Origin of the sequence: Streptomyces sp. NPDC088706 (assembly GCF_044752765.1) — a bacterium.
Taxonomy (GTDB): Bacteria; Actinomycetota; Actinomycetes; order Streptomycetales; family Streptomycetaceae; genus Streptomyces.
The window spans coordinates 506,695-524,118 of record NZ_JBIVLW010000002.1; the positions used below are offsets into that span (position 1 = coordinate 506,695).

The following is a 17,424-nucleotide window of genomic DNA, read 5'->3' on the forward strand; positions in this document are numbered from 1 at the left end:
TCCGATGACCGAACCTCTGCTGCACCTCGCCGAAGCACCCCTGTGGGAGGCGGCCCGCCGGTCAGGGACGTACGAGATGTCCACCCGCGGCCGCACCCTCCAGGAGGAGGGCTTCATCCACCTCTCGCTGCCCCGCCAACTCCCGGGCGTGGCACGGATGCTGTACGGAGACGGACACGGAGACGGGGGCGGGGGTGAGGGTGAGGGCGACGGCCATGACCTGGTGGTCCTGGTCATCGACCCCACCCGCCTCACCGACCCCGTCCGGTACCAGGCGATGAAGCCCGGTGGCGAGGAGTTCCCGCACCTGTACGGACCGCTCCCGGTGGAGGCGGTCGTGGAGGTGCGGCCCTGGAACGGAGTACGACGAGAGGAAGACGAACCCCAGTGATCGGCCCCCTCACCGCGGTGACCGGAGCGAGCGGAGCGGTCGGCGGCCGGGTCGCCGAGCGGCTCGCCCGTACCGGAGTCCCCGTACGCCTCCTCGGCCGCGACCCGGCCCGCCTCCCCGACCTCCCCGGCGCCGACCACGCGCCCGCCGCCCCCTACGGCGACGGGGAGGCGATGCGCCGGGCCCTGGACGGGGCGCACACCCTGTTCCTGGTCTCCGCCCACGAGAGCCCCGACCGGGTGCGCGAGCACATCACGGCGGTGGACGCGGCCCTGGCGGTGGGCGTGGAGCGGATCGTCTACGTGTCCTTCCAGGGCGCCGCGCCCGACGCCACGTTCACCTTCGCCCGCGACCACTGGCACACCGAGGCACACCTGCGCACGGCCGGGGTGCGCCACACGTTCCTGCGGGACAACTGGTACCTGGCGGGGCTGCCGGCGATGACCGGCGCGGACGGGGTGATGCGCGGTCCGGGCGGTGACGGCAGAGTCGCGGCCGTCGCGCACGAGGACATCGCGGACGCGGCGGCCACCGTACTGCTGGACGAGTCGGCCGCCCACGACGACCGGGCCTACGACCTCACCGGCCCCGAGGCGTTCACCCTCGCCGAGGCCGCCGAGGAGCTGAGCCGGGTCACCGGACGCTCCGTCCGGTACGTCCCCGAGACCCGCGAGGAGGCCTACGCCTCCCGGGCGGGGTACGGGGCGCGGGAGTGGGAGGTGGCCGGCTGGGTCACCTCGTACGAGGCCATCGCGGCCGGCGAACTGGCCGACGTCTCGGACGCGGTGCCCACGCTCACCGGCCACCCGGCCAGGAGCTTCGCAGAATTCCTCGCGGAACACCCGGAGAGCTACCGCCACCTGCTGCCCGACAACTGACCGGGAGACCCCGGTTCACCGCCACGGGATGTGGCGCCACGGACTGCCCTCGCTCGTCGCCAGCAGACGGTGGGCGAGGACGCTCTGTTCGTAGAACGGGCCGTACTCCTCCTCGTCGAACCGCAGCACCCGCCCCAGCGCGTACCCCGCGGAGAACTCCTCCCACGACCGGTGGGCCGACTTGCTCAGCGCCCCCGCGTAGACGATCGCCTGCTCGGCGTCGGCCGGGGCGCAGTAGCGGGCCGACAGCCCCCACCGCGCCAGGTTCACCGCCCGCCCGTAGTCGTAGGCGACCGTGGTGCGCACCCGGCCGTCCGGCTCCAGCAGCCCGTCCGCGCGGAACCGGGCCTCGTAGCGCATGATCCGGCGTACGAGGTCCTCGATGCCCTTCACCGTCCCCGCGTCGGCCCCGAGGTCCTGGGCGTGACCGGCGGCCGTCTCCCGCCACAGGTCGGCCGACGGCAGCTCACCGAGGCCGGCCGCCAGCTGTTCACGGGCGCGCAGCACGAAGTCCGGCTCCGGCGGGCTGTTACGGGCGTCCAGCAGGGCATCCAGCTGCCTGCGCCACCCGGCGTGGTCGGTGATGCCCCAGGCGTCGCGGAGCTGCTCGCGCTCGGTCGCGTACTCGCGGTAGACCGTGCCGACCTCGTTCCACGGCACCGCGTTCCCGATGGCCAGGTGCGCCCCGCAGGCCAGCCCGTACGCCAGCGGGCCGTGCAGCGCGCCGTGGCGCACGGCGAGCAGCCGGTTCTCCTGGAGGCGGTCGTTCTCCGCGTACGCGCGCTGCCACAGTGCCAGCTCCGTCGGGGCCGTCGGCAGCAGCAGCTGGCCGGGCGTCCCCACGTTCACCCCCAGGAACACGCCCGGGTCGGGCCAGCCGAACTCGGCGGCCCAGCGCAGCGTGACCCCGTGGAAGACCCAGTCGGGGTGCCATGCGGGGAGCATGCCCCGGGTGAGCACGGGTCGGCAGACGAAACCCGAGGGGTCGCGGTGCGCGCGCCAGGTGATGGTGTCCGGTTTCGCGTCCGCCTCGGCCCGTGGGGCCGGGATGTACAGCTCGGCCCCGGCCAGCGCGGCGAGTTGGCCCCGCGCGTCACAGCGCAGCGTCGCCTCGTGGAGGAGCTGCTCGGTCTCGGAGGGCGGGACCCAGGGGGCGGGCGTCCAGGGGGCCGGGGGAGTGGTGGGGAGGTTCGGGTTCATGACCAGGGGATGTTCCGGTAGGGGCTGGAGGGGTCCTGGGTGAGGGTGCGGTGCTCGGCGAGCGACTGCCGGTACGTGGACTCCGCGGCATCCGGGCCGTCGTCCTCGGCCCGGTGGACCAGGCGGGCCATCAGGTAGCCGAGGGAGAAGTCCGCCCACGACGGGTAGGCCCCCCGGGCGAGTGCGCCGATCCGCAGCACGTCCTGCTCGGCCTCGTGCGGATCGCCGTACCGGGCGCCGAGGGCGAGCCGTACGACGTTGACCGCCCGGCCGAGATCGAAGGCGGCCAGGGTGTCGACGCGGCCGTCCGGGGCAAGCGCGCCGTCGGCCCGGAGCCTGTCCTCGTACCGGGCGATGTGGTGCAGTGACCGGTCCGCCGGCGCCCGGTCGTCGGCGTCGCGCGCGGCGAAGGTACGGGCCACCGCCGCGGACCACTCCTCGCGCGTCGGCGTACGCCCCAGCCGGGCGGCCAGGGTGTGCCGGGTGCGCAGGACGCCCTCCTGGACGCGCCCGACCAGCTGGTTCTTCATCAGCGACGCGAGCCGGTCGCGGTACTCGGCGCGGTGCGGGATGCCCCACGGACTGCGCAGCCGGGCCCGGTCGTTCGCGTAGTCCTCGTAGGCGGCGCCGAGCCGGTTCCAGATCAGGCCGTTGGTGACGGCCAGGTGGGCGCCGAGCGCCAGCCCGTGGGCGAGCGGTCCGTACAGCGGCCCGCCGGTGTCGGTGAGCAGGACACCGTGCTCGTGCCCGCCGGAGTGCTCGTCGGCCCGGAGCCAGGCCTTCAGGTGCTTGGGCCGGGCGTCGACCATCGCCGGGTACGGGGTGCCGTGGTTCACCGCGAGCCGGCGCACGTTGTACGGCCAGGTCCGGGCCAGCTCACCGAGGGTCACCGCGCGGAAGACCCACTCCGGGTGCCAGGGCGGCAGCATCCCCGGGGTCAGCACCGGGACGCAGGTCCGCCGGGTGGCCTCGTCGCGGATCGTGGGCAGCGGGGCCGTCCAGCCGGGGATGTCCGCGTGCAGCCGCGCGACGAGCACGTACAGCCGGGTCCGCGCCAGCACCTCCACCACCGCGTCCCCGCCTCCGCCGGCGACCGCCACGGCCAGCGCGCGCTCGATCTCGGTGGGCGGCGCCGGGGCCGGGTACGCCGGGGGGTGCGGTGCCATGCCCTGCGGTGGCACGCCCGGGTACGCCGGTGGCCGCGGCCGGTACGCCCCGTGCGGGGACGCCACCGCTCCGCCGCCCTCTGTTCCTGCCCCGTTCCCCGTGATCACGGAGCCGATCCTACGGAACGGGGTCCGGCGGTCCGGCGGGGGACGGCCGCAGACCGCACCGAGCGGGACGGAGACCGGCGGGAGGCGAACCGGAGGCCGGCCAGGTCCGGATCAGAGGCCGGCCGGGGCGAACCGGAGGCCGGGCAGGTCCGGATCAGAGGCCGGCCAGAGCGGATCAGAGGTCGGCGACCAGGTCCGGATCAAGGGCCGGCCGGGCGGATCAGAGGTCGGCGACCAGGTCCGGATCAAGGGCCGGCCGGGCGGATCAGAGGTCGGCGACCAGGTCCGGATCAGAGGCCGGCCGGGCGCACCAGCCCCGACTCGTACGCGAACACCGCCGCCTGGGTCCGGTCGCGGACGCCCAACTTGACCAGGATGCGGCCCACATGGGTCTTCACCGTCTGCTCCGCGAGGATCAGACGCTCGGCGATCTCCGCGTTCGACAGACCGGCCGCGATCAGGGACAGCACCTCCGTCTCCCGCTCGGTCAGATCTCCGATCCGCTCCTTCAGCGGGGCGCGCGGGGCCCCGGCCGTCCGGGAGAACTCCACGATCAGCCGCTTGGTGATGTTGGGGGAGAGCAGCGCGTCGCCCGCCGCCACCACCCGCACCGCATGGGCGAGTTCGTCGGCGGAGGCGTCCTTCAGCAGGAAGCCGGAGGCGCCCGCGCGCAGCGCTTCGTACACGTACTCGTCGAGATCGAAGGTGGTGAGCACGAGCACCTTCACCGTGGAGCCCTCGCGCGCGGTGATCCGGCGGGTCGCCTCGATGCCGCCCAGCTCGGGCATCCGGATGTCCATCAGGACGATGTCCGGAGCGCGTTCGCCCACCTGGGCGACCGCGTCGAGGCCGTTGACGGCCTGCCCGACGACCTCGATGTCCGGCTCGGCGTTCAGCAGGACGGTGAAGCCCTGGCGGACCATCATCTGGTCGTCGGCGATCAGTGCGCGGATGGGCGGCGTCATGGTGTGTCCTCGGTCGTGGTGGAGCCGGTGAGGGAGGCCGGGGCGGTGACGGGCAGCAGGGCGGTGACTTCCCAACCCCCGTCGGGTGTCGGCCCGGTGGCCAGATCGCCACCGAGCATCGTGGTGCGCTCGCGCATCCCGAGCAAGCCGTGGCGGACCCCGTGGGAGGGGGGCGCCGGGCGGAGTGCCGCCGTGTTGGTGATGCGGACGGACAGCCCGGCGGCCCGGTGGCCGATCTCCACCCGGGCGCTCGCCCCGGGGGCGTGCCGCATCACGTTGCTCAACGCCTCCTGCACGATGCGGTACGCCGACAGCTCGACGCCCGGCGGCAGCGGGCGCGGTTCGCCGGAGGTGGAGAGGGCGATGGCCAGACCGGCGGAGCGCAGGGAGGCGATCAGGCCGCCGAGCCGGTCGAGGCCGGGCTGCGGGGTGTGCCGGGCGCTTTGCGCGGGTGCCTCCTCCGAGCGCAGGACGCCCAGCACCCTGCGGAGTTCGGCGAGGGCTTCCAGGGCGTTCTCGCGGATGCCTGTGAGGTTCTCCTTGAGCGCGTCCGACGGATCCTCCACCAGGTGCGGGGCCACCTGCGCCTGGATGGAGATCACCGACATGTGGTGGGCCACCACGTCGTGCAGCTCGCGCGCGATCCGGTGCCGCTCCTCCAGCAGGGTGCGCCGGGCCCGCTCGTCGGCGGTCAGCTCGACCTGGTCGACGAGGTCCTGGCGGGCGAGCCGCAGGCTGCGCAGCGCGTTACCGAGCACCATCGAGGTGCCGAACACCAGTACCGAAGCGACCAGGCCCACCTGAGGCAGCGGTGGCGTACGCAGGGCCAGGAACAGCGCCGGTACCAGCGAGAGCACCAGCGCCGCCACCGCGCGGCGGGGCCGGACCCGCAGCGCCAGCAGGAACAGGGCGCCGCCCTGCAGCGCCGCCCCCGCGAAGGGGGAGGGGTACAGAACCTCGGGACTCAGGGGGACGCCGCTGATCCGCCGGAACGGGTCATCCGCAGGCGCGCCGGCCACGACGACCAGTGCCGCCACGACTGTCAGCGCGGTGGCCGCCCACCATGCCTCCACCGGACGGCTCATCCCGGCCACCAGCACCGCCGACTGCGCGACGGCCACCAGCACCGCCAGTCCGCTGACCGTGCCTCCGTGCGGGGAGAGTTCCACGGTACGGAGCACCGTGAGGCCGACCGCGATGATCACCAGCAGCACCAGGAACACCGGCCGCCACACCGGGGCGGCGACCTCCCCCATGCGGGGCACCCGGTCGGCGGGCGACGACCACAGGTCCTCGTACAGGGCGCGCGGCGCCCGTCGCACCGCGGCCCGCAGCCGCGCGCTCCTCGCCGCCCTTCCGGCCCTCGACACCCTCACCGCCCCCACCGCCCCCACCGCCCCCTCGGTCTCACCCGCGTTCAGACTAGGCACGACGCGCCTCCTGCTTCCGCTCGGGGGAAGACTCCCGCACGAGGAGGGAGGGCGCTCCCTCCCGCCGGCCGCCCTGTTCGTAGCCCCGGAACGCGGCCCAGCACACCAGCAGGGCCAGGGCGAACACCGGGAGCCAGAGCAACCGGGCGAGCACCCACCCGGCGCCGTCGGGCACGGTGTGCAGGCCCGGCAGCGGCTCACCGGCGACCAGCAGCGCACTCGCCGTGACGACGATCATCGCCGTCTGGTGCCAGAGGAAGACGGTCATCGCCGCCAGGTTCACCAGCGCCACCGCGGCCCACGCGGCGGGCCTGCGCAGCGCCCGGCGCAGTGGCCCGAGCAGCAGCAGGGCCGCCCCGCACTGCGCCAGGCCGAAGGCGACGGCGGCGAGGGTCGGCGGGTCCAGGTTGGAGATCCGGCCGCCCGGTACGCCGACCATGGCGGCGGGATACCCGGCCCACAGCACGAGCGCGGCGGCCACCGCGGCGCCGCCCAGTATCAGCGCCCACCGGTTCCTCCGCCCGCCCCGCGCGACCAGCGCACCCAGGCAGTACGGCACCAGCCAGCCCGCGACCACGTTGACCCACCCGAGCTCACCGGGCCCGCCGAGGCCAAGGCGTACGAGGTCGACGTGGAGCACCACGGCGAGCGGCCACAGCGGATGGAGCCGGGCCACCAGGGGGGTCAGCGCGGTCAGCGCCGCGAAGACCAGCAGGAACCAGAGTGGCGACCAGACCAGCTTGGCCAGCACCAGCACGGTGGGCTCACCGACCCCCGAGACGAGCATCGCGCCCGCCGCGAGCGTCCACACCACGAGCACCGCCGCCACCGGCCGGAACAGCCGCCTCAGACGGCCGCCCACCCACTGCCCGTACGGCACACCCCTCTTGCGCGCGGAGTCCCAACCAGCGGCCGCCACCTGCCCGCCCACCAGGAAGAACACCGCGAGGGTCTGGAACACCCAGGAGACCGGGGCCAGTTCCGGCAGATACGCCAGCGGGCTCGCCCCGCGCACGGTGCCGCTGTCGGCGACCAGCGCGGTCACCAGCCAGTGCCCGCCCACCACGCCCAGGATGGCCAGGGCCCGCAGGGCGTCGACGGCCCGGTCCCGGCCCTGCGGGGTGGCGGCCTCGATCCGCGCGACCAGGCCACGGGAGGGCTCACGAACTTCAGGCACGGGAGGCCTCCAGCGGGGCGCGGCCGGACGCGATCCGGGCCAGGTTCGTCAGGGAGCGCGAACCGGACAGCAGATAGTCGCTGTGGCCACCGCCGCCCGCGTCGAACACCTCCGCTCCGAACTCCTCCGTCACCGGATCGGTCCCGAAGCCCACCGTTGCGACGAACGGCACCCGCACCCGGGCATGGGGCACCCGGGCGATCCAGTCGTCCCCGCCCCGACCGGCCCACACCCGCGCCCCCGTGCGCAGAGAGGCCACATCCCGGGCGCCGGTCCCCGGACTCCCGTACAGCACGATGGCGTCGGCCGCCGTCCCGGAGGCGGCCCGGGCGCAGATCACCGAACCGTAGGAGTGGCAGAGCAGCGTGATCCGGGCACCCGGCAGCGCGGCCCCCAGCCGGCCCACCAGCGCCCGCAGCCCCGGCGCGGCCTCGGCCGCCCGCGCCTCGGTCACCGAGGCCGGGCTCACGGTGGCGGGCGAGCGGTACCCGAGCCAGGCGACGACCGCCCCGGCCTCCCCCAACTCCCGCTGGAGCGCCACCGCCCCGCGCCGCAGCCGCCCGTACGCGTCGAGCCCGACGCCCGCACCCGGTACCAGCACCGCGACGCGCCGAGCCGAGGACAGCTCCCCGACGACCTCCACGCTCCGGCCGCCGTCGCGCCCGTCGAAGGAGAGGAACTGCCGCCCCGGCGCCGCCATCTCCCGCAGGGAGGCCGCCCGCTTGAGGTCCCCGTGCCCGTCCGCTGCCCGCTCGGCCGCCCGGATGTCCCGCCGGCTCACCGCGTACCGCTCCTCCAGCGCCGCCGCGCTCAGGTCCCGCAACGGCGCCGACACGGTCGGCGCGGGGGCGGGCACGGCGGCGGGCCGGGCCGCCCCGGACACCGGAACGGCCACCGCGAAGGTGACGAGAGCGGCGAGCAGGGTGCGGCGCAGACGGCGTCTGCGCGGGCGGTCCGCCATGGGGTGGGGTCCTTCCGTACCGGGGAGCTTTGCTGCTGTTTCCGGTACAGAAATTACGGAGAGCGAAGGGTAGTTGACGTCACACCGCAGAGTGGATCTTCGGCGTAGCTCCCAGGTATGACAAGGATGAGGCGAAACGACGTCAGCTCCGCCCGGTGCGGTCCGGGATCGCGGCGGCGAGCGGAGCGTGCACCTCTCGGGCCAGCGCGTCCGGGTTCGGCAAGTGCGGTGAGCGGATAGGGCTGATAGCCGGTCACCCGGGCCGGGGCACCGGATTGTGAAGCGCTCGTGCGCGCTCGATGGGTAAAGTGATGATCAAGAGATTCAAGGGGGATGAATGCTCGATCATGCTGTGGTTGTCGATGCGCCGGGCGAGGAGGAACGTGTCGCGCGCTGGCGTGGCGCGGTGGGGCGGACCGCGTCGCTGGCGGGCCCGCAGAGGGAGCTCCTCATGCTGGTGGCCCGGGGATACACCAACGCCGATATCGCGCGCAGGGTCTTCCTGTCCGAGCGCACGGTGGGCGACAGGCTCCGCCATCTCGCGCGCGAGCTGGGACTCGAATCGCGGGACGAGCTCGTCATCGTCGCCGTGTGCATCCACCCTCCGGTCGGCGGTGGGCACATGCGCCACCAGCGCCCCCGGCCGGCGCGAAGCGGTGCCCGGGTCGAGTGAGTCGGGGGTACGTCCCCCTCCCTCCCTGGCAGGGCTGCCACTTATTGGCAGAGATCGCCTTCTTCACTTGTCCGAAAAACATTGGTCGCCATAGGTTCACATCCGGTCCGGCGGCCAGAAGGCCGTCGGCAGTGATAGAGCCTCCAAGGAGAGCGATGTTCAAGAAGGTTCTGCCCATCCTGGCGACGAGCGCCGCGGCGACGGCCCTCGTCCTCGTGCCGGTCACCACCGCTTCGGCGGTGTCGTTCGGCAACTCCGTGAACAACTGCTACGGCGAGCGCTGGAGCACCGACTGGAACCAGGACTGCGACTCGCCCGGCGCGTCCAAGACCGGTACCTACCAGACCGAGGCGGCGTGCGACGCCCAGGCCGACCGGTACGTGACGGCGAAGCGCAACAAGGGTTCCACGGACGAGATCGACGGCTCCGACTGCGCGTTCAGCATCAGCGGTGTCTACACCGTCTTCTGGTAGGCCCAGGCCCCAGATGACCGACATCCCCCGGTGACACAGCACAGGTGACCTGGGGAGCTGGAGGGGTCGTGGCTGGCCTAGAGCCACGACCCCTTCTTTTCACGGTACAGGCGCCCGCCCGACGACACGGTGAGGCCGCCGGAGACATGCGGGAAGAGGACACATGCGCGTGACGTTGAGGAACGCGAGTCAGGGGTACGGGAGGCAGCCCGTATTCCAGGGCCTGGATCTTGAACTCCAGCCGGGGATAACGGCATTGCTCGGACCCAACGGCGCGGGCAAGAGCACGCTGATGCGGTCCATGGCCACGATCCAGCCACTGCGGGCGGGCGAGTTGGCCTTCGACGGCGAAGCCGTCGAGGGCGCGGCGGCCGCACGCCGGGTGCGGCCCCGGATCGGCTACCTGCCGCAGCGGTTCGGCTTCGACCCCGGAACGCGGGTCGGGGACTTCGTGGAGTACGGCGCGTGGCTGCGCGAGGTACCCCGCGACGAGCGCACGGAGCTGGTGCGGGAGGCGCTGGAGCGGGTCAAGCTGGGTGACGAGGCGCGGACCAGGATGTCCGCCCTGTCCGGGGGCATGAGGCAACGGGCCGGGATCGCGTGGGCCACCGTAGGCGACCCGTCGTTCATCATCCTCGACGAGCCGACCGTCGGACTCGACCCGAAACAGCGGCTGTTCTTCCGGCAGGTCCTCGAGCGGCTGACGGACACGACGGTCCTGCTCAGCACGCATCTCATCGACGACGTCTCGGCCATCGCCGACCGCGTGGTCGTCCTGCACGACGGTCGGATCCGCTTCACCGGCACCATCGACGAGATGCTGGAGCGCGGCGACGACTCACTGCCCGGTGACACCGCGCTGGAACGCGCCTACATGGGCGTACTCCCGGAAGTGGAGCGTGCCCTGTGAACGCTCTCCTCCTGCACTGGCGGATGCGTCCGCTGAAGTGGCTGCCCGTCGCGCTGCTCGCCATCCAGCTCACGGTCCTGTTCTGGCGCTTCGACCTCTGGTACGGCCTGTGGGGCGAGACCGGCGCCAACGGCATGGCAAGCGTCCTCTACACCGGCGGGATCGCCGCTGCAATGGCCGCCTGGACAGCGGGTCTGCGCCGCAAGGACGCCGAGATCAACGAGCAGTTGACCTGCTCGCCCAAGCCCACCTGGCAGGTCGAACTGCCCCGGATGGGGGCACTCGTCGTCGGCGTCGTCGGCGCCTACCTCGCCGGGCAGACCGTCGCGTTCGCCGTGACCGCCACGAGCTGGCCCGCGGGAATCGTCCTCTTTCTCGGCTATGTCGCCCTCGGGGCGGCCGCACTCCTGATCGCCTGCGCGGGGGGCTGGGCCCTCGGCATGATGTTCAACCAGTCATGGGGACCGGCTCTGGCCATTCTCGGCTGGCTCGCGAGCTATCTGGCCCTGGACAGCAACCTCGTGGTCATCCAGGGACCGGCCCGCTGGGCGGTCGTGCCCTGGGCGCCGCCGCTGTACGCCCTGGCCGCCTGCGCCCTGCTGGCGCTGTGCCTGTGGCGGACCTGGTTCCAGGAGGCCCCCCGACGCCGCTTCGTGCTGCGGGCCTGCCTGCTCGCCGGCGGTCTCGCACTGGCGGCCACCGTCACAGCGGCACCCGCCGTGGCCGACCGCGACCCCCAGGGACAGGCACGGTGCATCGGGGTCAAGGACGTCGAGACGCTGGTGTGCCTGTGGCCCGAGGAGGAGAAGTACTACCCCATGGCCATCGAGGTCCTGGAACGGCTGGCGGACACGGACGTCGGCCTGACGGACACCGATCGCGTGTACTCCTACGGCCATCTGTACGACAAGCTCAACGACTGGTACTACGGCGACTTCGACCTGGACAACGGGTCGCGGTGGGAGATGGCCGACGGCATCGCTGCTGCGACCCTGGAGTCGACCTTCGCCAAGTGCGACTTCGACCCGGAAGACCTCTCGGTGACCAAGCTCGAGGCCTGGCTGGAGAAGCGGCTCGCCGGCGGCGGCAACACCCCCTACACCATCGAGGGCGCCCGCAAGGAGATCCTCACCGCCATCGAGGAAGGCCGCGCCGCGGCGGATCTGCCGGAGCGCGAGCAGCTCGCTTGGGCGCGCTCGCTGATCACCACGTACAAGTCGACGCACTGTGGTTGACCTCGTCCGCGCCCCGGCGGGCGTATACCGGATCTGGCGTACGGTCCTGGCCTCGGCCGTCCTCGGCCTGGCCGGGTTCCCGCTCAAGGACCAGGTCCTGAAGGTACCGGAGTTCACGGACGGGGCCACCCCGATCCCGGTGTGGACCCTGCTGTCGTCGTTCGCCGCCGTGCTGCCCTGCCTGTGTCTGCACACTCCGATGGGCGAGCTGGAAGCCATGGGCGGCAAGGTGTACGAACGGCGGCGGCTGGCCCGGTTCTTCCTCGCGGCCGTCGCGTCCTGCCTCGCCCACCTGGCCGTCCTGGCCCTCTTCGCGCCGGACCGGACCCTCGCCGCGGTGGCGCTGGCCCTGCCCGGCTGGCTGGGCCTCGCCCTGCTTTCGGGGCGCGTCCTCGGCTGGCGGCAGTCGTGGCTGCTGCCGACGGTGTACCTGGCGGTCGTGGGGTCGACGGGGGCGAAGGACGCGTCGGGGCGTTCCGTGTGGTGGGACTTCACCGAAGGGTTCACCGCCGGCGGCCTGGCGACGGTGACCGGCACCGCGGTGCTGCTGGCATGTGGCACCGCCGCGTTCAGGACGTCCCACCGCAGATGGCTGCCCGTACGCTGACCCGCGGCCCGACACCGGAACCGGACCCACCGGCCGCACCCACACCTTTACCCACCCGCACCCGGAAGACCGCACCCGGACGTGGAAGACCCCACCCGCCCCCGGAAGACCGCACCGGGACGCGGAAGACCGCACCCGGTCCGCAGCAGCCGCCGAGATCGGCGGCCCGCGGACCGGGTGCGGTCGTAGGGGCGGGCCGGCCCACCGCGCGGTGGGCCGGCCGGTCCCATCGAGATCAAGCCTTTTTGGTCTCCTAGTAACGGGCCGGGTCGGTGACCTGCGGGGATCGCTCCTGCGGGCCGCTGACCTGGCCTTTTGTCGTTGGCCAGCGATGGGACGCGACGGTCCTGATCGGGTGTCTTGCGGACTGTGTGCGGACTGCCGCCCGCTCGCAGATAGCAGCGTTCCTGACACATCGACGGACACGAGCCGCGCCGACAAGCGGTGCCGCTGCTGCGCCGCCTGGTCATGGCCCCATGGCTGGCGTTGCCGGCTTCTGCGGATCTTATCATTGTGAATCAGGATGTAATTCGCCAAGTGGACATAAGTACCCGGATGGCCGAGGGACTCCAAAAACCCCATACGTCCGCACCGCCCCACCGCTAGCATTACCCCCCTACATGTGGCACAAGCACCATGGCAGTGGAGTCGGCATGACCGTCACAGATGACCAATCCTTCGATGCAGAACTCCCGGAGAGTGGGGGCGAGCATCGAGATTCGGAGGAAAAGCTCTCTCTGCTGACCTACGCCGACTTGGCCAAGGCTGCTACGAAGATGCAAGCTGGCGCAACTAAGACGAAAGCCGGATGGGAAAACCTGCGAGCGTTGATTGCTCGGCTCCAAGGTGAGAACGAGGGTGCGCTAGACCCCACCCAGGGGGATTTGTGGGGTATCAAAGGGCTTCGCCTCTGCGGGTTTCAGGGAACTGCATCCGAAATTGCCGTGGAGATCGATCCTTCTCCTGGGATCAGCATCTATCACGGGCCGAATGGATCCGGTAAGTCCACCATTTCTGATGGAATTCGAACCGCTCTCTCAGGAAAAACGGGGTGGTGGGCTGAGGTAGCCGCGTCGACAGGGCGAAGTAAATTTGATCCGCTCTGGGAAAAGATCAATAGAGCGCGTGACAGTGTGCAATCTTGGGCAGAGGTCACCCTTGTGCGCAATAGCGAAGAGTTGATCCTGCGTTGCGTGCTCACTGAGAACGGTGATGTTAGCGACGCCTACGGGGAATGGACAACCTCGTCCGGCGAAGTTTGCCGTGTCGACATGGGAAGCACATGGCGTCATGCTCTCGAAGGGCATCCGCCTGTCTTTTCGTACGCCGAGGTGGAGCGGCGCGTTCAGCAAAGTAATGATCTGCAGCGCTATATCGCCAATCTCCTTGCGTTGGGAGGGGCGTTTACGCACCTAGAGGCACTAGTTTTGGAGTTGAGCGAAAGCGCTTCGGCGAGTAAAAGGAAGATCGATGCTGCTCTCAAGGATGGTAAGGAACGAGTTGCCGAGGTTGACCGCCGTTTCCGTCTCAGCGAACCAGTGGTCGATATTGGCGACATTTGCTGGCCAGTCATTACCGAAAACATCGAGGACTGGCTGACTCGGCATAACCTTGTGGACGTTGGTTCCCCTACAGTTGAAGTCACGAACTCCGACGTAGACCGCCTGCGGCGGGCCTTGTTGGCAGTGGACGCAGCCTTCCAGAAACTGGAAAGCGCCCCAGAGTTGACTAGTCCGAGAATCGCCCAGCATTTGGATGCGCTTTATAGGGATGCCATGGAGATCGCTCCAGTCAGCCCCATCTGCCCTGTTTGTGATTCGGAGGTTGCTAACTGGGTGGAAGCCTTGCGGGGAAACGTGGAGCGGCATGCTGTGCTGGCACCGATCCACGAAGAGGCGCGCCATTCATTGACCGACCTAAGGGATACTTCCGTCGTCGTGAATTACGTTGCGGAAGTTCTTGCGCTGACTAAATCGTCTGAAAATAGCGACAGAGATGCGGCGGCGTCTGCAGCGACAGTTGCAGAACGCCTCCGTGCAGTGATGAATTATCACGGAAGTCGGCCCGCTCCGGAGGTGCGTGAGGGATTCCTGGCCTTGAGGAACTCCGTCAACACTTCCGGATGGCGCCAAGCGAGCAGCGCGGCAGTCGAGGCAAGCGAGATCACGCGGCAGTGGCTTCGATAGCGCAGGGGCGCCCTCGAAGGCTTCTTTCATACCTGGCGTATGGAACAAGAGGAAGGCAGAGAGAGTGCCCTATGGCAAGAAACCAAGAAGTGTTCAGCCTCACTCGCCGACAAGCTGAGAAAGGAGCGGACTGAATATTTTAAAGAAAAGGCTGATAAGCGGGTTAGGCAGTTGCTTGAAGACGTTGGAATCTATCTGGACAAAATTCATCTGACGACGGCTCGGGCCGATGTGAGCGTAAGTAATTCGAGTGGTCAAGTAATTGACTCTCTCTATGCTGAGTGCCGGGCAGAGGAATGCCTTCCTGCTCGCTCCGTTGCTCTCTACTGCAGAGTCAGGGCCGTTTTCTTTTCTGATCCTGGATGACCCGGTTCACGCGTTTGATGAGATCCGAGTTGACCGACTGGCCTCTGTTTTGGTTGATCTCAGTTCCGAGCGACGGATTATTGTATTTACCCACGACGAGCGGTTGAAGCAACACCTCCTTGCTCGGGCAGTAAACGGTCAAGCCTGGCGGGTAAGCCGTGATGTCGAGAAGGGGGAAATTAGCATCGAGTCAACGGACGAGATGTGGAGAGTCTTGCTGGATGATGCAAATAACATCGTGCATTGGGCTCCCCGGCCATCGCCTACGGCTTACTTGACTGAATCTCAGGTCGTTAGGGGACTGTGTCGGCAGGCTGTCGATCACGCTCTACATTCCTGCGTCGTCCGTTACTCGCTGGCGCAGAAGAAGGATGTGACGCACAACGTTTCGTATCTTGATGTATTGGATAATACCGCCAGGAGGGTAGCGTTTGTGGAAGGGGTGATAAATCAGACCCATGATGGCAGGAATCCGATCGATGAGTTCAATAGAATTTGTGGACATTACCTGCGCGGCTGGAACAAGGCAATTCACGGATCTGACGACGTTAAGGCGAATCTAACCCAGGAGATTGAGAAGGCTCGGGAGGCTTGCGCAGTGATCACTTCTTGGGATTTCTCATGAAACTCGATACTGCATTTCGGCGTCGCATCGAAGTTTTTGAGCTGAGGCTGCGCATTGAGCTGGCCACTATTAAGGCTTACCATCGGGTTTGTCAACCGGAAAGCCCGCTTTTGTATATCAATAACGTACCTGGCCGGATTTCTATCGTCATCGGACTAGTGCCCCTGGAGGAAGTTACGGAAGCCGCCGGGCTGGTGCGATTGGTCAGGCATGTACATGCTCGAGCATCGGATATTTTGCACGGCAGGTCGAGTATGTTGGATGCTCCGGCCGTGATAATTGATGAATGGCGGAGCATCGTTGAGCGGTTGGAAGCTTTAACCGGTGTGCGGTCGAATGTGGGGTCGCGCTGAACATATCGTCAGAAGGGCCGGGCACCCCTAATTCCAGCCGTTAAGGGAAACCTCTAGGCCCCCCGTGAGGTATCGGTGGAGGGCGCTTGCGGTGGTGTCTACGAACTCTTCGGGAATGGCGTTGGCGTGGACCCAGCGGACCTGAGAATGCTTCCGGGGTTCGCGGTTTTCGGGTTCGCCGGTCCACTCGTGGGCAGTGAATACGACGGTGAGGAACCCGTTGGGGGCTTCGACGCCCCAAGCGCCGTGGATGATGTGGGCGACCTTGAGAGACTCGGTCTTCACGGTGAGGCCGGTCTCCTCATAGAGTTCGCGGACCGCGGTCTCGGTGATGGGCTCACCGGGTTCGCTCTTGCCGACCGGCAGGTCCCACATGCCTTGGGCGAACTTGGCTTTCTCGCTGCGTTGGAGTAGGACGACGCGGGTGGTGGCCCTGTCGTGGACGATGACCGCAGCGACCAGCAGGGTCATCGAATCGAACGCCGGTTTGAGTGCCTTCGGCGGGTCGTCGGTCTGCTGGGGCATTGGGGTCCCTTCGTAGGACTGATTCTCGAGCGAGGGCTCCACGGGGCCGCTATAACAGTTCCGCAGAAGAGGGCAGTTCGGAGAGGTTCGCCGACCCGTCTGTTCGCAGGAGCACGAGATCAAGGTGCGGGAGACTGTGCCACGGTCGATCCATACGCAGGCTACGTCTGTCAGGGGCGATGGCTTCGATGCTGTTGCCAGAGCCGTGCGGCGTTGAGAATGTTCATTGTCCAGTCGTCTGAAGCGGAGCCCGCGATCTCTTCCCAGAGGTTCGCGCTGGCGTGGGCGAAGGCGTCCACTGCTCGGGGTGGCGCCAACGTCCAGGCGGGAAGAAGTGCGACTGACTCTTCTGCGTCGGAGGGTGCGTGGCCCGTCGCGATAAGCCAGATGATCCAGTGGGCCGGATCGAGCCAGGCGACTCCGCGGGTGGCCCAGCCCCAGTCGACGAGGTGGGCGCGGTCGTGGGTGATGAGAACGTTGTGGTTGTTCCAGTCCGTGTGGAGCAGGGCGTCCCCTGCGAAGGCTTCCGCATCGGCGGGGTCGGCCACGTAACCAGCCAAGCGCTGTTCGGCGAGCCGGAGTTCGATGCCAGGGCAAGGAAGAGCCGCAAGCTCTCTGAGGGCCCCGGTCACTTTGGGCAAGTCGGGGGAGCCTGGGGAGTAGTCGGCATGGTGGCCATCAATGGCCTCAAAGCCCAGGAGATTCCAGCCGCCGGCAATGACGTGGAAGAGCAGGCGCGGGGCGAGCGGGGTCACGTACGGGTTGATGTCTGCCTCGCGTTGCTGCGTCCAGACCCATCGGTGGTCGGAACGCAGGCCCTTGAGGAAGACGACTCCGCCTGCGGTGTGTGCGAGCGCGGAGAGGGAGCTGTTGAGACCGGTGCTGACGTCTTCGACCCTGAGAATCGAGCCGATCTCGGCTTCGATGGCGGTACGAGCGCCAGAGGGGAGACCGGCGAAGGTGATGGAGGGTGCGGGCATGGCCGTCAGGTTTCCAGATCTACGCGCCAACAGGGGCCTCCGGCGCGAGGTGCCGCCGAAAGCCCCTGAAGGGATGGTCAGTTGTACGGGTTGTCGTCCCCGCAGCCGGGCGTGGTGGCCGCAGCGAAGGCGTCCACGTCGTCGATGAGGATGATCTCCGCATCAGGCTCGGACGGCGGGCGGATGGGGGCGATCTCGACTGCTACGGCGGTCAT

At 69.1% G+C, this 17,424-nt stretch carries 19 protein-coding genes; 10 read left to right on the top strand and 9 right to left on the bottom strand.

The features are described 5' to 3' along the window. Window positions 1-4: 4 nt before the first annotated feature. Both ACIQAK_RS07910 and ACIQAK_RS07915 read left to right on the top strand, forming a co-directional pair. On the top strand, window positions 5-391 hold the full coding sequence (locus ACIQAK_RS07910) for a DUF952 domain-containing protein (protein WP_366387412.1): 387 nt from the start codon (window positions 5-7) through the stop codon (window positions 389-391). Further along, window positions 388-1,269, top strand: coding sequence for an SDR family oxidoreductase (locus ACIQAK_RS07915; RefSeq protein ID WP_366387413.1), 882 nt, complete (start codon window positions 388-390; stop codon window positions 1,267-1,269). Before ACIQAK_RS07910 ends, ACIQAK_RS07915 begins: the two co-directional genes overlap by 4 nt. 15 nt (window positions 1,270-1,284) lie before the next feature. On the opposite strand, the gene ACIQAK_RS07920 is transcribed toward ACIQAK_RS07915, so the two are convergent. The 6 genes from ACIQAK_RS07920 to ACIQAK_RS07945 form a co-directional block, all read right to left on the bottom strand. After that, window positions 1,285-2,469, bottom strand: coding sequence for a DUF1266 domain-containing protein (locus ACIQAK_RS07920; RefSeq protein ID WP_366387414.1), 1,185 nt, complete (start codon window positions 2,467-2,469; stop codon window positions 1,285-1,287). Then, entirely contained in the window at window positions 2,466-3,743 is a 1,278-nt protein-coding gene (locus tag ACIQAK_RS07925) for a DUF1266 domain-containing protein (protein ID WP_401847801.1), read from the bottom strand. The genes ACIQAK_RS07920 and ACIQAK_RS07925 overlap by 4 nt, the downstream gene beginning before the upstream one ends. A 290-nt stretch (window positions 3,744-4,033) precedes the next feature. Further along, complete coding sequence (locus tag ACIQAK_RS07930) at window positions 4,034-4,708, bottom strand: response regulator transcription factor (RefSeq protein WP_366387416.1); 675 nt, start codon at window positions 4,706-4,708, stop codon at window positions 4,034-4,036. Further along, the gene (locus ACIQAK_RS07935) at window positions 4,705-6,138 is read right to left on the bottom strand and encodes a sensor histidine kinase (protein ID WP_401363968.1); all 1,434 of its coding nucleotides are present in this window, start codon (window positions 6,136-6,138) and stop codon (window positions 4,705-4,707) included. Before ACIQAK_RS07935 ends, ACIQAK_RS07930 begins: the two co-directional genes overlap by 4 nt. After that, on the bottom strand, window positions 6,131-7,315 hold the full coding sequence (locus ACIQAK_RS07940) for an acyltransferase (protein ID WP_366387417.1): 1,185 nt from the start codon (window positions 7,313-7,315) through the stop codon (window positions 6,131-6,133). The genes ACIQAK_RS07935 and ACIQAK_RS07940 overlap by 8 nt, the downstream gene beginning before the upstream one ends. Then, window positions 7,308-8,276: an alpha/beta hydrolase gene (locus ACIQAK_RS07945; RefSeq protein WP_366387418.1), complete on the bottom strand. Its 969-nt coding sequence runs from the start codon at window positions 8,274-8,276 to the stop codon at window positions 7,308-7,310. The genes ACIQAK_RS07940 and ACIQAK_RS07945 overlap by 8 nt, the downstream gene beginning before the upstream one ends. A gap of 337 nt (window positions 8,277-8,613) precedes the next feature. Between ACIQAK_RS07945 and ACIQAK_RS07950 the strand changes: the two genes are divergently transcribed. The 8 genes from ACIQAK_RS07950 to ACIQAK_RS07985 all read left to right on the top strand — a co-directional run bounded on the left by ACIQAK_RS07950 (window position 8,614) and on the right by ACIQAK_RS07985 (window position 15,704). Further along, complete coding sequence (locus tag ACIQAK_RS07950) at window positions 8,614-8,949, top strand: helix-turn-helix transcriptional regulator (protein WP_366387419.1); 336 nt, start codon at window positions 8,614-8,616, stop codon at window positions 8,947-8,949. Window positions 8,950-9,104: 155 nt separating this feature from the next. Next, entirely contained in the window at window positions 9,105-9,422 is a 318-nt protein-coding gene (locus ACIQAK_RS07955; protein ID WP_366387420.1) for a hypothetical protein, read from the top strand. 163 nt (window positions 9,423-9,585) lie between these two features. Next, window positions 9,586-10,332, top strand: a complete 747-nt coding sequence (locus ACIQAK_RS07960) for an ATP-binding cassette domain-containing protein (RefSeq protein WP_366387421.1) — start codon at window positions 9,586-9,588, stop codon at window positions 10,330-10,332. Further along, a complete protein-coding gene (locus ACIQAK_RS07965; protein ID WP_366387422.1) occupies window positions 10,329-11,567 on the top strand; it encodes a hypothetical protein in 1,239 nt (412 codons plus the stop codon). Before ACIQAK_RS07960 ends, ACIQAK_RS07965 begins: the two co-directional genes overlap by 4 nt. Next, the gene (locus ACIQAK_RS07970) at window positions 11,560-12,174 is read left to right on the top strand and encodes a hypothetical protein (protein ID WP_366387423.1); all 615 of its coding nucleotides are present in this window, start codon (window positions 11,560-11,562) and stop codon (window positions 12,172-12,174) included. Before ACIQAK_RS07965 ends, ACIQAK_RS07970 begins: the two co-directional genes overlap by 8 nt. A gap of 653 nt (window positions 12,175-12,827) precedes the next feature. Next, window positions 12,828-14,360, top strand: a complete 1,533-nt coding sequence (locus tag ACIQAK_RS07975; protein WP_366387424.1) for an AAA family ATPase — start codon at window positions 12,828-12,830, stop codon at window positions 14,358-14,360. A 274-nt stretch (window positions 14,361-14,634) separates the two neighbouring features. Next, a complete protein-coding gene (locus tag ACIQAK_RS07980; RefSeq protein WP_366387425.1) occupies window positions 14,635-15,351 on the top strand; it encodes a hypothetical protein in 717 nt (238 codons plus the stop codon). Continuing rightward, window positions 15,348-15,704 (top strand): hypothetical protein, encoded by a 357-nt coding sequence (locus tag ACIQAK_RS07985; RefSeq protein WP_366387426.1) that lies wholly within the window; start codon window positions 15,348-15,350, stop codon window positions 15,702-15,704. Before ACIQAK_RS07980 ends, ACIQAK_RS07985 begins: the two co-directional genes overlap by 4 nt. A gap of 27 nt (window positions 15,705-15,731) precedes the next feature. Here ACIQAK_RS07985 and ACIQAK_RS07990 read toward each other — a convergent pair whose 3' ends face one another. The 3 genes from ACIQAK_RS07990 to ACIQAK_RS08000 form a co-directional block, all read right to left on the bottom strand. Beyond that, window positions 15,732-16,229: an NUDIX domain-containing protein gene (locus tag ACIQAK_RS07990; protein ID WP_366387427.1), complete on the bottom strand. Its 498-nt coding sequence runs from the start codon at window positions 16,227-16,229 to the stop codon at window positions 15,732-15,734. 170 nt (window positions 16,230-16,399) lie between these two features. Next, complete coding sequence (locus ACIQAK_RS07995) at window positions 16,400-17,209, bottom strand: aminoglycoside phosphotransferase (RefSeq protein WP_366387428.1); 810 nt, start codon at window positions 17,207-17,209, stop codon at window positions 16,400-16,402. A gap of 77 nt (window positions 17,210-17,286) precedes the next feature. Then, window positions 17,287-17,424, bottom strand: coding sequence for a hypothetical protein (locus tag ACIQAK_RS08000; RefSeq protein WP_266640844.1), 138 nt, complete (start codon window positions 17,422-17,424; stop codon window positions 17,287-17,289).

Excerpts from the sequence above, each read along its gene's own strand:
- ACIQAK_RS07910 (WP_366387412.1), top strand. The coding sequence starts at position 5 with ATGACCGAACCTCTGCTGCACCTCGCCGAAGCACCCCTGTGGGAGGCG.
- ACIQAK_RS07920 (WP_366387414.1), bottom strand. The coding sequence starts at position 2,469 with ATGAACCCGAACCTCCCCACCACTCCCCCGGCCCCCTGGACGCCCGCC.
- ACIQAK_RS07930 (WP_366387416.1), bottom strand. The coding sequence starts at position 4,708 with ATGACGCCGCCCATCCGCGCACTGATCGCCGACGACCAGATGATGGTC.
- ACIQAK_RS07945 (WP_366387418.1), bottom strand. The coding sequence starts at position 8,276 with ATGGCGGACCGCCCGCGCAGACGCCGTCTGCGCCGCACCCTGCTCGCC.
- ACIQAK_RS07950 (WP_366387419.1), top strand. The coding sequence starts at position 8,614 with ATGCTCGATCATGCTGTGGTTGTCGATGCGCCGGGCGAGGAGGAACGT.
- ACIQAK_RS07955 (WP_366387420.1), top strand. The coding sequence starts at position 9,105 with ATGTTCAAGAAGGTTCTGCCCATCCTGGCGACGAGCGCCGCGGCGACG.
- ACIQAK_RS07960 (WP_366387421.1), top strand. The coding sequence starts at position 9,586 with ATGCGCGTGACGTTGAGGAACGCGAGTCAGGGGTACGGGAGGCAGCCC.
- ACIQAK_RS07975 (WP_366387424.1), top strand. The coding sequence starts at position 12,828 with ATGACCGTCACAGATGACCAATCCTTCGATGCAGAACTCCCGGAGAGT.
- ACIQAK_RS07980 (WP_366387425.1), top strand. The coding sequence starts at position 14,635 with ATGCTGAGTGCCGGGCAGAGGAATGCCTTCCTGCTCGCTCCGTTGCTC.
- ACIQAK_RS07985 (WP_366387426.1), top strand. The coding sequence starts at position 15,348 with ATGAAACTCGATACTGCATTTCGGCGTCGCATCGAAGTTTTTGAGCTG.
- ACIQAK_RS07990 (WP_366387427.1), bottom strand. The coding sequence starts at position 16,229 with ATGCCCCAGCAGACCGACGACCCGCCGAAGGCACTCAAACCGGCGTTC.
- ACIQAK_RS07995 (WP_366387428.1), bottom strand. The coding sequence starts at position 17,209 with ATGCCCGCACCCTCCATCACCTTCGCCGGTCTCCCCTCTGGCGCTCGT.
- ACIQAK_RS08000 (WP_266640844.1), bottom strand. The coding sequence starts at position 17,424 with ATGACCGCCGTAGCAGTCGAGATCGCCCCCATCCGCCCGCCGTCCGAG.